Source organism: Sulfitobacter sp. UBA4523 (assembly GCF_002388305.1).
Taxonomy (GTDB): domain Bacteria; phylum Pseudomonadota; class Alphaproteobacteria; order Rhodobacterales; family Rhodobacteraceae; genus Sulfitobacter; species Sulfitobacter pontiacus.
In genome coordinates, this window is the sequence record NZ_DGMH01000050.1 from 12779 (window position 1) to 27399 (window position 14621).

The 14621-nt window shown below is 61.9% G+C and carries 16 protein-coding genes; 13 read left to right on the forward strand and 3 right to left on the reverse strand.

What is annotated here, in order from left to right:
* Together B3849_RS11380 and B3849_RS11385 are read left to right on the forward strand one after the other, a co-directional pair.
* A partial coding sequence (locus tag B3849_RS11380; RefSeq protein WP_286780145.1) for an alpha-isopropylmalate synthase regulatory domain-containing protein occupies positions 1-860 on the forward strand: 860 nt, incomplete at its 5' end.
* 5 nt (positions 861-865) lie between these two features.
* Positions 866-1633, forward strand: coding sequence for a squalene/phytoene synthase family protein (locus tag B3849_RS11385; RefSeq protein ID WP_278424532.1), 768 nt, complete (start codon positions 866-868; stop codon positions 1631-1633).
* Between the two features lie 2 nt (positions 1634-1635).
* Here the strand turns inward: B3849_RS11385 and B3849_RS11390 are convergent, their stop codons facing one another.
* On the reverse strand, positions 1636-2859 hold the full coding sequence (locus tag B3849_RS11390) for an MFS transporter (protein ID WP_278424533.1): 1224 nt from the start codon (positions 2857-2859) through the stop codon (positions 1636-1638).
* Positions 2860-2934: 75 nt separating this feature from the next.
* Here B3849_RS11390 and B3849_RS11395 point away from each other — a divergent pair, with 75 nt between their 5' ends.
* From B3849_RS11395 to B3849_RS11410, 4 genes are all read left to right on the forward strand, one after another.
* The gene (locus tag B3849_RS11395; protein ID WP_278424534.1) at positions 2935-3693 is read left to right on the forward strand and encodes a precorrin-6A/cobalt-precorrin-6A reductase; all 759 of its coding nucleotides are present in this window, start codon (positions 2935-2937) and stop codon (positions 3691-3693) included.
* Positions 3690-4322, forward strand: a complete 633-nt coding sequence (locus tag B3849_RS11400; protein ID WP_278424535.1) for a DNA-3-methyladenine glycosylase family protein — start codon at positions 3690-3692, stop codon at positions 4320-4322. Before B3849_RS11395 ends, B3849_RS11400 begins: the two co-directional genes overlap by 4 nt.
* A complete protein-coding gene (locus tag B3849_RS11405; protein ID WP_005853810.1) occupies positions 4319-4984 on the forward strand; it encodes an alpha/beta hydrolase in 666 nt (221 codons plus the stop codon). The genes B3849_RS11400 and B3849_RS11405 overlap by 4 nt, the downstream gene beginning before the upstream one ends.
* Before the next feature lie 213 nt (positions 4985-5197).
* The gene (locus B3849_RS11410; RefSeq protein WP_005853809.1) at positions 5198-5782 is read left to right on the forward strand and encodes an HNH endonuclease; all 585 of its coding nucleotides are present in this window, start codon (positions 5198-5200) and stop codon (positions 5780-5782) included.
* A 26-nt stretch (positions 5783-5808) separates the two neighbouring features.
* Here B3849_RS11410 and xth read toward each other — a convergent pair whose 3' ends face one another.
* Positions 5809-6591, reverse strand: a complete 783-nt coding sequence (gene xth / locus B3849_RS11415) for an exodeoxyribonuclease III (protein ID WP_037944404.1) — start codon at positions 6589-6591, stop codon at positions 5809-5811.
* A 349-nt stretch (positions 6592-6940) separates the two neighbouring features.
* On the opposite strand from xth, the gene B3849_RS11420 reads away from it, so the two are divergent.
* Both B3849_RS11420 and B3849_RS11425 read left to right on the forward strand, forming a co-directional pair.
* Positions 6941-7171 (forward strand): hypothetical protein, encoded by a 231-nt coding sequence (locus B3849_RS11420; RefSeq protein ID WP_278424536.1) that lies wholly within the window; start codon positions 6941-6943, stop codon positions 7169-7171.
* Positions 7172-7226: 55 nt separating this feature from the next.
* Positions 7227-8318 carry a DUF6902 family protein gene (locus tag B3849_RS11425; protein ID WP_278424537.1) on the forward strand — a complete coding sequence of 364 codons (1092 nt, stop codon included), beginning with the start codon at positions 7227-7229 and terminating at the stop codon, positions 8316-8318.
* A gap of 83 nt (positions 8319-8401) precedes the next feature.
* On the opposite strand, the gene B3849_RS11430 is transcribed toward B3849_RS11425, so the two are convergent.
* Positions 8402-8725, reverse strand: a complete 324-nt coding sequence (locus B3849_RS11430) for a HesB/IscA family protein (protein WP_009824761.1) — start codon at positions 8723-8725, stop codon at positions 8402-8404.
* 84 nt (positions 8726-8809) lie between these two features.
* On the opposite strand from B3849_RS11430, the gene B3849_RS11435 reads away from it, so the two are divergent.
* The 5 genes from B3849_RS11435 (at position 8810) to B3849_RS11455 (ending at position 14620) form a co-directional block, all read left to right on the forward strand.
* Positions 8810-9952, forward strand: a complete 1143-nt coding sequence (locus B3849_RS11435) for a deoxyguanosinetriphosphate triphosphohydrolase (protein ID WP_005853804.1) — start codon at positions 8810-8812, stop codon at positions 9950-9952.
* A 63-nt stretch (positions 9953-10015) separates the two neighbouring features.
* Positions 10016-11758, forward strand: coding sequence for an arginine--tRNA ligase (gene argS, locus B3849_RS11440; protein ID WP_278424539.1), 1743 nt, complete (start codon positions 10016-10018; stop codon positions 11756-11758).
* Between the two features lie 75 nt (positions 11759-11833).
* Positions 11834-12838: an SPOR domain-containing protein gene (locus B3849_RS11445; protein WP_286780146.1), complete on the forward strand. Its 1005-nt coding sequence runs from the start codon at positions 11834-11836 to the stop codon at positions 12836-12838.
* Positions 12838-13842 (forward strand): beta-N-acetylhexosaminidase, encoded by a 1005-nt coding sequence (nagZ, locus tag B3849_RS11450; protein ID WP_286780147.1) that lies wholly within the window; start codon positions 12838-12840, stop codon positions 13840-13842. Before B3849_RS11445 ends, nagZ begins: the two co-directional genes overlap by 1 nt.
* A complete protein-coding gene (locus tag B3849_RS11455; protein ID WP_278424547.1) occupies positions 13835-14620 on the forward strand; it encodes a segregation and condensation protein A in 786 nt (261 codons plus the stop codon). Before nagZ ends, B3849_RS11455 begins: the two co-directional genes overlap by 8 nt.
* Position 14621: the final 1 nt, after the last annotated feature.

Below are 14621 nucleotides of genomic sequence, written 5' to 3' on the forward strand. Positions count from 1 at the left end.
TGCTGAAAGAGCCCTATGCCAGCCGGTTCGACACGGGTATCCCGCTAGACGGTCTGGCAAATCTCACCCAGATCAGCCGTGCGCTGGACGAGATCTTGAACCGCGTGCCGACCAAACAGGCGGCCTTTGTCGGGTCGTCAGCCTTTGCGCATAAGGCGGGGCTGCATGCCAGCGCGATCCTGAAAGACCCGTCCACCTATGAACATATCGACCCCGCGCTGGTCGGCAACACGCGTATCATCCCCATGTCGAACCAGGCGGGCCAGTCAAACCTGCGCCGGCGTCTGGAAAGCGCGGGCTTGACCATCGCCAAGGGGGATCCGGCCTTGGGGCAGATCCTTGACGAGGTGAAGGCGCGCGAGGCCGAAGGCTATAGCTATGACACTGCTCAGGCCAGCTTTGAGCTGCTGGCGCGTAAAGCTCTGGGGCAGATGCCGGACCTCTTCGAGGTAAAACGCTATCGTGTGACCGTCGAGCGGCGCAAAAACAAATACGACCAGATGGTCAGCCTGTCAGAAGCGGTTGTCGTCGTGAAGGTGGATGGCGAGAAACGTCTGTCGGTGAGCGAGAGCATGGATGCCGAAGGCTGCGACCGCGGGCCGGTGAACGCGCTCAGCAAGGCGCTGGTCAAGGATCTGGGACAGTACTCGGCGCTGCTGGAGGATATGCATCTGGTGGATTTCAAGGTGCGGATCACGCAAGGTGGCACAGAGGCGGTGACGCGGGTGATCATCGACAGCGAAGACGGGCAGGGGCGGCGCTGGTCTACTGTGGGTGTGTCGGCCAACATCGTCGATGCGTCTTTCGAAGCGTTGTTGGACGCGATCCGCTGGAAGCTGATCCGCGACCGCAAGGGATAGGACCCATGGAATTTGATGCCGATCTAAGCGCCTGCGCGGCAATTATCGAGCGTGCCGATCCGCTGCGCTTTCGCGCCAGCATGGCGGCCCCTGTGGCCGCACGCCGTGTGTTGTTCCCGCTTTATGCCTTTAATATCGAGGTGGCGCGCGCGCCTTGGGTGACGCAGGAAACCATGATCGCCGAGATGCGTTTGCAGTGGTGGCGCGATGTCTGTGACGAGATCGCGAACCGTGGCGTTGTGCGGCGGCACGAGGTTGCGACACCCCTTGGACTGGCCATCTCGCCCGAAGACGCGGTGTTGCTGGACACGCTGGCCGCCGCGCGGCGGTGGGATATCTACCGCGACGCCTTTGAAGATGCCGCCCATTTCGACGCCTATATCGACCAGACCGCGGGCCATCTGATGTGGGTGGCGGCGCGGTCTTTGGGACCGGCGGAGGAGACCACGGTGCGCGATGCGGCTTATGGGGCGGGGGTGGCGGCTTGGCTGCACGCGATCCCGCAGCTGGTAGAGCAGGGGCGCGTCCCTTTGTTGGACGGCACCGACGCTGGCGTTGTGGCGCTGGCCCAAAAGGCACGGGCGCGGTTACGACAGGCGCGGGCCAACCGAGGCAAGATCTCGAAAGCGGCGCGACCGGCGATGTATAGCGTCGGCGCGGCAGACAAGGTGCTGAGCGCGGCCATCGCCGCCCCCGGGCGTGTCAGCGCCGCAGAACTGCCGCCGATGAATGATTTCGCCCTGTCGTGGCGGGCTTTGTCGGGGCGTTGGTAGCGCTAGACCCGCGCGCTTCGTTGCCGCAGCATCAGCCAGATCAGCGACCCGCCTGCCAGCACCAGAAACGGGATCATCGCGATATTGACGGCGGCCCAGCCTTCGACGGGGTTGCCGCCCGAGCAGTTCATCAGTCCGCCGCTTGACAGGGACGCAAAGGTCACCCCGCCAAACACCAGCAGATCGTTCAGACCTTGCATGCGGCCACGCTCGTGCGGTTCATGGGCACCGGCCAGCATGGATGTCGCGCCGATAAAGCCGAAGTTCCAGCCGATCCCCAGCAGGATCAGCGCGATGTAGAAGTTGTTCAGCTCCACCCCCTGCAGCGCGACCACACCGGCCCCCGCAAGGATCGCGATGCCAAGGCCGAGGATCTTTTCGACCCCGAATTTCGCGATCAGGTGGCCGGTGAAAAACGATGGCGCATACATCGCCAGAACGTGGCCTGTGACCACATGGGACGCATCCACGATGTCATAGCCGCAGCCCACAACCGCCAGCGGCGTCGAGGTCATGACAAGGTTCATCAGCGCATAGGATACCATGCCGCAGATCACAGCGACGGCGATGCGCGGGGTCTTCAAAAGCTCTATCCGGCTGCGGCCCTTGGGGGCATCCACGGCCGGCACCGGCGGCTTGGGGATGTTGAGGAAGGCGAAAAGCACCATGCCCACAGCGTTCAGCGCAATCGCGGCGAGGTAGACCGGGAAAAACCGCATCATCGTCGCATCGCCGTTGGCACCGGTCAGAAACCCTACCAGCTGCGGCCCGATGATGGCCGAGATCAGCCCGCCCGCCATGACATAGGAAATCGCCTTGGGCCGGAACGCGTCAGATGCGGTGTCCGTCGCTGCAAAGCGGAAAAACCCTTGCGAGCACATGTAGATGCCGATCAGATAACTGCCCAGCAGGAAGGTCATGAAACTCTGGATCGTCAGGGCATAGGCACAAAGCGCGGCCCCCGTCATCCCGCCAAATGCGCCGGCCACAAAGCCCGCGCGACGGCCAAAGCGTTGCATCACCGTCGACAGCCACGGGGCCGTGGTCATCGACCCGAAGACGATCATAGAGATCGGCAGCGTTGCGAGGCAGACGTTGGGCGACAGTTGTTGCCCCGCCAATCCGCCGACCACAAAATACATCGGCATCTGGCTGCCAAGAAAGGCCTGCGCGGTCACCAGCACGGCGACGTTGCGCTTGGCGCGGGTGTCATCAATCACTGTCATGGTGAATGCGTAGACCGGGCTTTGGGGGGCTGCAAGGGCCTTGCGTCCAGCGGCGGGGTCAACGATGGTCGCGCCATGAACCGGGGCCCCCATATTCTGCTGATCGCTGGCAGCGCCGAAGCGCATGAGATCGCCGCTGCGATGGCGGGGTCTGACGTCTCTGCACGGGCGGTGTTACGGCGGACAGAGCGCAGCTTTGGACCGCTGGCCGTACCGTCCGAGATCTGGTCACCGCGCACCGTGGATGAGATGGCAGCCTATCTGCACGCCCATGAGTTTACCGCGGTGCTGGACGCAGGGCACGGGTTTGACGCGGATATTTCGCAGATCGCTTATGACGCCACCGCGCGGTTGGGGCTGCCTTATCTGCGTGTCCTGCGGCCCATGTGGGACATCTCGGCACCGGTTGAACGGGCCGCGTCGGTCGCGGCAGCGGCACGGATGATCCGACCCCAAGCACGGGTCTTTGCCGCGACGGGGCGCGGAACGGTGGCGGATTACGCCCCTTTCGCAGGCGCGCGGCTTTATCTGCGGCAGACCAACGCGCAGGCCCGAACCAAGCTGCCCCCCTTTGCCGAAGCCGTCTATGGCCAGCCCCCCTTCACTCAGGCGGCGGAGGAGGCGTTGTTTCGCGCCTTGCAGATCGATACGCTGGTCCTGCGCAACGTCGGTGGCGTGCCAAGCCGCCCCAAACTGGACGCAGCGCGCGCTTTGGGGCTGCGGGTGATTGCCATTGACCGTCCGGCGGCCCCCGTCGGCGCGCAGGTTGTCGCCGCGCCGGATTCGGCGATCAACTGGGTCGAGACGCTGACAACGGGGGGCACAGCCGGATGAGCATCGGACGGATTATCACTGGCGACGCGGATGTCGCCGAAGGGGCTGATTGGCTCGCTGCGCATGTGCCGCAGTTTGCTACGGCCTTGGCCGCGACTGGCCCTTTGCCTCTGCGATTGCGTGCGGACGGGTTTGACGCGTTGATCGGGGCGATCATCAGCCAGCAAGTCTCTGTCGCGTCGGCAAATGCCATGCGTGCCAAGATGGATGCGGCGGGACTGACCCATGAGACTGCGATACTCACCGCGGGCGAGGATGGCCTGCGCGCGGCGGGACTGAGCCGCCAGAAAATCCGCTATGCGTTGGCGTTGGCTGAGGCTGGGATCGACTATACCGCCTTGCGGGACGCACCGGATGCGGTGGTGATTGACACGCTGACCGCGGTGCCCGGTGTCGGGCTGTGGACGGCGCAGATCTATGCGATGTTTTCGCTGGGCCGCGCCGATATCCTGCCGCAGGGCGATCTGGCCTTGCAAGAGGCCGCGAAAATCCTGTTTGATCTGCCCCAGCGACCAAAGCCGAAGCAGCTTGCGGAAATGGCGCAGGACTGGTCGCCCTGGCGATCGGTTGCAGCCCGCATCCTGTTTTCGTACTACCGCGTGGCAAAACAACGGGAAGGGATTTCATGACACGAGTACTAAACGCAGAGCGCCGCGAACCGGTCTCGGGGGAAACGCGGTCTGCCGTCGTGTTCCTGCATGGCTATGGCGCGAATGGTGCCGATCTGCTGGGGCTTGCCGACCCGTTGGGGGAACATCTGCCCGACACGCTTTTCGTGGCCCCCGATGCGCCCGAAGCCTGTGCCGGTGCGCCCATGGGGTTCCAGTGGTTCCCGATTCCCTGGATCGATAACTCCTCTGAGGAAGAAGCCGAACGCGGGATGATGCAGGCGGTCGATGACCTGAACGCCTTTCTCGATGCGCTGATGGTGGACGAAGATCTGCTGCCCGAACAGGTCGTGCTGTTTGGCTTTTCCCAAGGTACGATGATGGCGCTGCATGTCGCGCCGCGCCGCGAAGATGCTGTGGCTGGTGTTGTCGCGTTTTCGGGCCGCTTGCTGTCTCCCGAGAGCCTGAAAGACGAAGCGGTCGTGCGCCCTCCGGTCTTGCTGGTGCACGGCGACGCCGACGATGTTGTCCCGCCGCAATCCCTGCCGCAGGCCGCCGAAACCTTGCAAGAGGCCGGATGGACGGACGTTTTCGCCCATATCATGAAGGGTACAGGCCACGGAATTGCCCCCGACGGGCTGAGCGTGGCGCTGGCCTTTATGCGCGACAAACTGGGACTTTGATCCCATTCCCTGCGGGCGCATGCGCGACCCGCAGGAAGGCCCCGGCCGGATTGGCCGTTTCCGTCACATGCCTGTTACGTAATCAGCTTACGCATTCTGCGACATCTTGTATCCGTTTGCGACTTGTCAGACGCAAACCACGAGATATAGTCGAAAGCATCAGCGGGGCTGTCCCGCTGGACCGGACGCGGAACGGCAAGGGGCTATCGAACAATGGACGGCGACTTTAGAACTGAATTCACCCGAAGCCCGGCAGGGCTGAAAAACAAACCGGCCCTTGTGCTGAACGCGGATTACAGGCCCTTGTCCTACTATCCGTTGTCGCTGTGGCCCTGGCAGGAAGCGGTGAAGGCCAAATGGCTGGATCGGGTGGATATCGTCGCTGAATATGACGACTATGTTCACAGCCCGTCGATGCAAATTCGCATCCCGTCGGTGGTCGTTCTCAAAGATTACGTCAAACCTCAAAAGCGCGTGGCCTTCACGCGCTTTAATTTATTTCTGAGGGACGAATTCTGCTGCCAGTACTGCGGTGCACGGGGGGATCTGACCTTTGACCACGTGGTGCCCCGTGCGGCGGGCGGTATCACAAGCTGGCAGAACGTCGTTGCGGCGTGTAGCCCGTGCAATCTGAAAAAAGGGTCCAAGGCGCTGCACCAGACCGGGTTTCAGCTGCGCAAACCACCGCGCCAGCCGCAAGCCGAGGATCTGCGTAATATGGGCCGGAAATTCCCGCCCAACTACCTGCATGATAGCTGGATGGATTTTCTTTATTGGGATGCCGAGCTTCAGGCGTGATCTAGGGCCGCGCTTGTGCGTCCGCGTCACAGGTCAAGCTCCACCCAGACGGGCACGTGATCGGAGGGTTTCTCGCGTCCGCGTACATCTTTGTCGATCTGGCAGTCGCGCAGGCTGTCCGCGATGGCAGGGCTCAGCAGGAAATGGTCGATACGGATGCCGTTGTTGCGGTTCCACGCGCCTGCCTGATAATCCCAAAAGCTGTAATGCCCCGGCCCTTGGGTCCGTGCGCGGAACGCCTCTGTCAGGCCAAGGGCCAGCAGACGTCGCCACGCGGCGCGGGATTCAGGGCGAAACAGCGCGTCTTCACGCCAGGCATCCGGCGTTGCCGCGTCTTCGGCTTGGGGGATGATGTTGAAGTCGCCCGTCAGCAGAAACGGTGTTTCCTCGGCCAAGAGTGCGCGCGCACGGTCTTCAAGACGCTGCATCCACGCCAGTTTGTAATCGTACTTCGGGCCCGGCGCGGGGTTGCCGTTGGGCAGATACAACCCACAAAGCCGAACCGAAGAATGATCGCCCACGACCGTCGCCTCGATATAGCGCGCCTGTTCGTCGCTGTCGTCCCCGGGCAGGCCACGGGTCACATCCTCAAGCGGGAGCTTTGACAGGATCGCGACGCCGTTAAAGGATTTCTGCCCGTGGGTCTCGACGTTATAGCCGCGATCCTCGAACAGCTCGCGCGGGAAGCCTTCGTCGACGGATTTGATCTCTTGCAGAATGGCGACATCGGGCTGCGCTTCGTCGAGCCATTGGGGCAGGGCGTCGATCCGCGCTTTGATCCCGTTGATGTTGAACGTGGCGATTTTCATGGCGGCCCCCTGCATTGGTCCCCGCAGCTATCGCGCATACCGCAATATGGGGCAAGGGGGCTGCACCGGTTTGGGCATGTTTCGCCCGCGATTCGAAGGTGAGCCGACGGTGCCCACGCCGCCGCGGGGCGCTTTGCCAGCGTTCCGTTAAAATTGTCGCTATTGTGGAGAACACGGCATCGCCGCGTGGTTTCAACCGGATCAAAGACACGGCGCATGTGGATGATTTACATCGTTAAAATGCGATCTTTTTGTCGCCTAGGTCAAAGCCCCGAGGTGGTGATTGATGAAGGCAGTGCAGCTTGAGGTTTAGTTGCCGATTTCAAAATCACGTCAAAAAGGAAAACTCATGACCGCTATTGCTTACGTCGAAACTGCTTTCCCGAATGTTCAGGCCGGGGCGGCATCGCTCCATCAGGGGGCGGGGACAGGGCTTTATACCACCGGCTGTATCCGTGCAGGGCGAGACCCCCATCGCGACCACGGCACCGGGCTGTTCACCACAGGGCTACAGTCGGGACCGCAGGCAGGCGGCATGGCGACTGGGGAGCTTACCGGTTTGTTTACCACCGGCTGCTAATCCAAACACACCCTGCGCTGGAACCGGCGCAGGGGTTTCTTGCCAAGGGGGGCCTATGTCGAATGTTATACCGCTTTCATCCGTACGTGCGCGCAATAGCGGTCGCAAACACGCCGATACCGCCGCGATCAGCCGTATGTTTGCGGTGCAGCGACGCCGTGCGGGGGATGTGTTCTGGTTGAAGGAAAACGCGGAATGGCTGGGGATTCTGGCAAGCGCGAACATGCCTGTCCCGCCAGACGCTCTGGTGCCCTATGCGTCCTTCTATGACCGCATCGAAGAGACGATCCGCTTCTTTCCGCAGTACTACCGATTTTTCCTGTCTCTCGCGCTGGACCTTGAGGATCTGGGTTTGCCCGGCGACGCGGGGGAGCGGTTGGTGCATTGGGTCGCGCGTATGCGGCTGGCGGATGGGGAACTGTCTGACCTGCAACGCGCCGAAGCGCAGCGCCTACTGGCACGTCGGATGTCCGTGCCGCGCGATGACGCCCTGCAATCACGCTTGCGCCGGTTTTTCACGCGATCCGAAATCTTTGCGCTGCCCAACAAGAAAGCATCCTATGAGCTGGCACATATCGTTTTCTATCTGTCAGACTACGGTCAGCGCGCCCCCCAACTGCCGGCGACAGCGATCAGAAGCCTGAATTTTGCCGGTATTCTGGCGTATCTTGATCAGGATATGGATCTGCTGGCCGAGATTTGTGCCGCGCTACGGTTAGCAGGCGCTGCGGCACCTGCACTGTGGGAGGATGCGGTTCAGTCCGCTGCACGTGCCTGCCGGATCGTACCGCAGCAGGGGGGCGGACCGGTGGACGGGTATCACGCATATCTGGTGACCGGCTGGGCCGCGCATATGTCCGGAGGGGCGGCATTTTGCCAACCGGTGCCACAAGGAGCAGTGGCCATCCGCTATACCCCGTCAAACGGGGCGCTGCAGGCGCTGTCGGCGGCGCTTTTTGAAATGGGAGAGACGCGGCAAGCGCAGTGGTCGCCTATGCGTGGACGGGTCATGAGGGCTCTGGACCCTGAGGCGCAAGAGATACTGACCGAGGCAGAGACGTCTTGCCCGCAATTTGAAGCGTTTTTCGCGCGGTTTGCGCGGGCACCGATCCCGGCCATGCCCTCCGCGGTGCAGCTGCGGCGCTAGAATGGCCTCATGCGGGCATGAGGCCAGCCTCCGGCGGGAGTTTACTTTGGCAAAATGAAGCGGGCGCGTGTATCGGGTGCCAGTTACATCGAGAAAGACGTGCCGCAGCCACAGGCGCTGGTGGCATTGGGGTTTTCGATCACGAACCGCGCGCCGATCAGCTCTTCCGAGAAGTCGATGACGGCATTGGCAAGAAAGGGCAGGGAGATGCTGTCGACCACAACTTTCTGGCCAGCCCCTTCAAGGATCAGGTCATCGTCTTTGGGATCATCCAGCGCGATGTCGTACTGAAAGCCGGAGCAGCCGCCGCCCTCTACGGCGACGCGCAGGGCTTTGCCCTCTGCGGCGGCACCGATTTCGGCAAGGCGGTCAAAGGCGCGCGGGGTAACTTGGGGGGGCAGGTTCATTTTCGGGCTCCGGTGTGATCGGTTTCCATCTGTGTTGTCTTACAATATAGAAACCCGCAGGACAGGCCACAAGGACCACCGACTATGCGCGCTTCTTTTGCCTCTGATCCGGCATTGACCCGGGGACGGTTGATACCGGAAGAGGAAAGCACCTTTCGTTCCTGCTTTCAGCGGGACCGCGACCGGATCATCCACGCCAGCGCCTTCCGGCGGCTCAAGCACAAGACGCAGGTCTTTATCGAACATGAGGGCGATTACTATCGCACGCGGCTGACCCATTCGATCGAGGTGGCGCAGGTGGCACGCACGATCGCCGGTGCGTTGGGTCTGAATGCCGAGCTGACAGAGGCGGTCGCCCTGGCCCATGATCTGGGGCATCCGCCCTTTGGTCACACGGGCGAGGACGCGCTGGAAGCCTTGATGGCCCCCTATGGCGGGTTTGACCACAACGCCCAAGCCATCCGCATCGTCACCCATCTGGAGCGGCATTACGCGGATTTCGACGGGCTGAACCTGACTTGGGACACGCTGGAGGGGTTGGCCAAGCACAACGGGCCGGTGACAGGAGAGCTGCCGTGGGCACTTGCGGCCTATGAGCGTCAGCATGACCTTGAGCTGGAGACATTCGCCAGTGCCGAGGCGCAGGTGGCGGCGATTGCCGATGATGTGGCCTATAACCACCACGACCTGCATGACGGTTTGCGGGCCGAGCTGTTCTCGACGGACGAACTGGCCGAACTGCCGATCCTGAAGCAGAATTTCGCCGAAGTGGACAGGCTGTATCCCGGTCTGAACTACTACCGCCGCCGCCACGAAGCGCTGCGCCGTTTCTTTGGCGTGCTGGTGGAGGACGTGATCAGCGTCGCGCGGCACCGTCTGGCCGAGATGAAGCCCGAAACCGCCACCGATATTCGCATGGCCGGGCGCACGTTGATCCAGTTCTCCGATCCGGTTTTCCAGGATCTCAAGGTCATCCGCGCCTTTCTGTTCGACCGCATGTATCGCGCGCCATCCGTGGTGATCATGCGCAAGCAGGTGACGCAGGTGGTCGAGGATCTGTTCCCCTATTTCTGCGCGCATACGGACCAATTGCCCAAGCAATGGCGCAAGGACGTAGAGGACGCGGACGGCGATACGGCGCTTGCGCGGATCGTCAGCGACTATATCTCGGGGATGACAGATCGGTTTGCCTTGCAGGAACATGAGCGGTTGATCGTTAAAGGCTGAACCGCCCTTGATTATGGGCGCATATTCAGGTGATACACGGGGCCAAGTCGAAGGAACCCCGTTATGAACCTATTTGCCGATATCCGCAGCCTCGTGCTGTCCACCCTTGATACGCTGGTTGCCGACGGGTTTCTGCCCGAGGGGCTGAGCTTTGACGCCATTACCGTAGAGCCGCCGCGCGATGCGGCGCATGGGGATATGGCGACCAATGCCGCGATGGTGTTGGCGAAACCGGCCCGTATGAAACCGCGCGATATCGCCGAGAAACTGGCCGAAAAGCTGGCCGAGGATCCTCGGATCACCGCGGCGGATGTGGCGGGCCCGGGGTTCTTGAACCTGCGGCTAAGCGCTGCGGTCTGGCAGGGCGTTGTCGGTGCCGTTCTGGGGCAGGGCACAGACTTTGGCCGCGGCGATCTGGGGCAGGGCAAACGGGTCAACGTCGAATATGTCTCGGCCAACCCGACGGGGCCGCTGCATGTGGGGCACACCCGCGGTGCGGTCTTTGGCGATGCGCTGGCGTCCTTGCTGGATTTCGCCGGCTTCGATGTCACGCGTGAATATTACATTAACGACGGCGGCGCGCAGGTCGATGTTTTGGCGCGCTCTGTCTATCTGCGTTATCTCGAGGCGCATGGCCAAGAGGTCGCCTTTCCCGAAGGCACATACCCCGGCGACTATCTGATCGATGTGGGGGCTGCGCTGAAAGATAAGGTGGGCGACGCCTATATCGACGCCGATGAATCCGTCTGGCTTGAAGAGGTGCGCAACTTTGCCACCGACGAGATGATGAAGCTGATCCGCGATGATCTCGCCTCTCTCGGGGTGAAGATGGATGTGTTTTACTCCGAAAAGTCGCTTTATGGCACGGGCCGGATCGAATCCGCGATTGATGACTTGAAAGCCAAGGGGCTGATCTATGAGGGCGTGCTTGAGCCGCCAAAAGGCAAGAAGCCCGAGGACTGGGAGCCGCGCGAGCAGACCCTGTTCAAATCCACCGCCCATGGCGATGACGTTGACCGTCCGGTGATGAAGTCCGACGGCGGCTGGACCTATTTCGCGCCCGATATCGCGTATCACTACGACAAGGTGCAGCGTGGCTTTGACATGCTGATCGACGTCTTTGGCGCGGATCACGGCGGCTATGTCAAACGGATGAAAGCTGCTGTTTCGGCGCTGTCCGAGGGGGCGGTGCCGCTCGACATCAAGCTGACGCAGCTGGTCAAGCTGTTCAAGAACGGCAAGGAATTCAAGATGTCCAAACGGGCAGGGACATTTGTCACCCTGCGCGATGTGGTTGATCAGGTGGGCCCCGATGTGACGCGTTTTGTCATGCTGACCCGCAAGAATGACGCGATGCTGGACTTTGACTTTGCCAAGGTGCTGGAACAGTCGCGCGAGAATCCGGTGTTCTACGTGCAATATGCCCATGCGCGTGTGCATTCTGTCCTGCGCAAGGCAGCAGAGGCGGGTGTCGACACCGATATTGAAACCTTGCAGCGTGCCGACCTGAGCCAGCTTGACCACGAAGCAGAGCTGAAACTGGCGCAAAAGCTGGCCGAATGGCCCCGGATGGTAGAGACCGCAGCGCGCAGCAACGAACCGCACCGGATCGCCTTTTATCTCTACGAGCTGGCGGGCGATTTCCACGGGCTGTGGAACCGCGGCAACGACGTGCCTGAACTGCGTTTCCTGCAGGATGATGCGGCCCTGTCCCAGTCAAAAATCGCGCTGGCCCAAGCCGCAGCGATTGTAATTGCGTCAGGTCTTGGTATTCTTGGGGTCAAGCCAGCGGAAGAGATGCGATAACGCACCAATGCTGGTCAGGCAGGTTCAAAAAACAGACCCGCGCGGGTGATATCTGACGCGGGCAGTGAGGCAGAAATGGCAGATTACACGTCCTCCTCCCAGGGTGGGGGGTACTCCTTTGAACATGACGCAGGGTTGGCACCGCAAGTTGCGGCCAAGCCCTTGACCAAGTTTGCAAATTTCGCGGGCGCGGCGCTTTCCATCACCTTGATCGTCGGCATCGGGGTCTGGGGCTACAAGCTGCTGGTGCGCGATGTTACCGGCATTCCGGTGGTGCGTGCGGCCCAGGGCGATATGCGCGTGCGGCCCGAAAACCCGGGCGGCCAACTGGCGGATAATCAGGGTCTGTCGGTCAATGCTGTGGCCTCTGAAGGGACGGCGAACCAATTCGCGGAACAGCTGATTTTGGCCCCGAAGCCACTGGATCTGGAAGAAGAAGACCAGCCCATTCCCGTCGCGATGGTTGCACCTGCGCAACAGGCACCAACGCAATCATCGCCCGCGGCGGACGTGGCAGAGGCGCTGAAAAACGGCGATGTGGACGATCTTGTCGCCTCTCTCACCGATGGGGTGGAGCCACTGGAAGACGAAGAAGACGGCACCGCCCTGCCAGAGCCGATAAACGCAAGTGCCACGATGGATGTCGACCCGCTTGAGATGGCGGTGTCGAACGCGGTGGCCGTTGCCATGGGCGAAGAGCCGGGCGTCCGCGCATCCTTGCGTCCTCAAACGCGCCCCGGTGGCCGTGCCGTCGCGACCAAAGCGTCGTTTGAACCGGCACCGGTTGCGGCCGCCGAAGTGAAAGAGCTTTCGCCCGACAGCCTGCCCACAGGGACGCGTCTGGTGCAGCTTGGCGCATTCGACTCACCGCAGATCGCACGGGCGCAATGGGTCCGTCTGAACGCGCGTTTCGGGGCCTATATGGAAGGCAAGGACCGCATCATCCAAGAGGCCAGCAGCGGCGGGCGCACTTTCTACCGTCTGCGTGCGCATGGGTTCTCGGACATCGCGGATGCGCGACGCTTCTGTTCGGCGCTGGTTGCTGAAAACACCGACTGCATTCCCGTCGTTACACGCTGATGCGATACGGGGCGACGATACTGGACGCGTCGGGGCTTCGGCTGACGGCGCAGGAAAAGGCGTTGTTTCGCGCCGTAAAGCCCTTTGGGTTCATTCTCTTTGCGCGCAATATCGACACGCCGGATCAGGTCCGCGCGCTGTGTGAAGAACTGCGCGAGGCGGCGGGCCACGAGGCTGTTATCACCGTGGATCAAGAAGGCGGGCGGGTGCAGCGCTTGCGCGCACCGCATTGGCGCGACTGGACGGCACCGCTGGACTTCGTGCAAGCGGCAGGCCCCAACGCGGCAGAGGCGATGTATCTGCGCTTTCGTCTGATCGCGGACGAGCTGCACCGCGTGGGCATCGACAGCAATTGCGCGCCGATGGTCGATGTCGCTGGGGCGCAAACCCACGCTTTCCTGCGCAACCGTTGTTACGGCACGACGCCCGAGGCCGTGGCGACTTTGGGCCGTGCGGCGGCAGATGGCATGTTGGCGGGGGGCGTCTTGCCCGTGGTCAAACATATGCCCGGACATGGGCGCGCCACGATGGATAGTCATTTTGACTTGCCGCAGGTTGATGCGCCGCGTGCCGCGTTGGACACCCATGATTTCGCCCCGTTCAAGGCGTTGAACGACCTGCCGATGGGGATGACGGCGCATCTGGTCTACGACGCGATTGATCCGCGCCCTGCCACGCTGTCGCCCGTGATGATGCAGCTGATCCGCGAGGATATCGGCTTTGATAACCTGATCATGACGGATGATATCTCGATGAAAGCATTGACGGGCGAGGTGGATGCCATCGCCGCCGGAGCGTTGGCAGCAGGCTGTGACGTGGTGTTGTACTGCAACGCCACGCTTGAGGATCGCACCCGCGTTGCCGATGCTGCCGGAGAGATGTCCGAGGCCGCGCAAACACGGGCCGTGCGGGCCCTTACCATGCGCCGGAGCCCTGATGATGTTGACATTCCTGCCCTGACTGCAAAGCTCGACAGGCTTTTGGGCGGGACGGTATATGGCTGAAACGCATTTGGAAGACGGGCAAACGAAAGTTGCTGAACGGCTCGCGGCCGAGGCGCTGATCGTGGATGTCGACGGGTTCGAGGGCCCGTTGGACCTGTTGTTGACCCTCAGCCGCACCCAGAAGGTCGACCTGCGCAAAATCTCGGTGCTGCAACTGGCACGCCAATATCTGATGTTCGTGGACAAGGCCAAGGCGCTGCGGCTTGAGCTTGCGGCGGATTATCTGGTCATGGCTGCGTGGCTTGCCTTTCTGAAATCCCGCCTGCTGCTGCCGCCTGATCCGCAGGACGATGGCCCCTCGGGCGAGGAACTGGCCGCGCATCTGGCGTTCCAGCTGGAACGTCTGCAAGCGATGCGCGACGTGGCGGCCCAGTTGATGGCCCGTGACCAGTTGGGCCGCGACTTCTTTGCCCGCGGCCAGACGCAGGAAATGCGCCAGACCCGCCGCGTGACCTATACCGCGACCTTGCTGGACCTGATGCAGGGCTACGCGCGTATCCGCACCCGTGACGATTTCCGCCCCTTCGTGATGGACCGTGACAAGGTCTTTACGATGGAGCAGGCGCTGGAACGCATGCGCGGCTTGATTGGCTTTTCTGGCGACTGGTCTGATCTGACCAGCTACATGCCTGACGGATGGGGCGAAGAACCGGCAATGCGCCGCTCGGCCACGGCATCGACGTTTGCGGCGTCGCTTGAATTGGTAAAGGAAGGGCATCTGGAAATTCGCCAAGAGGGCGTGTTTGCCCCGATCCAGTTGCGCAAGAAGGATATCTGAC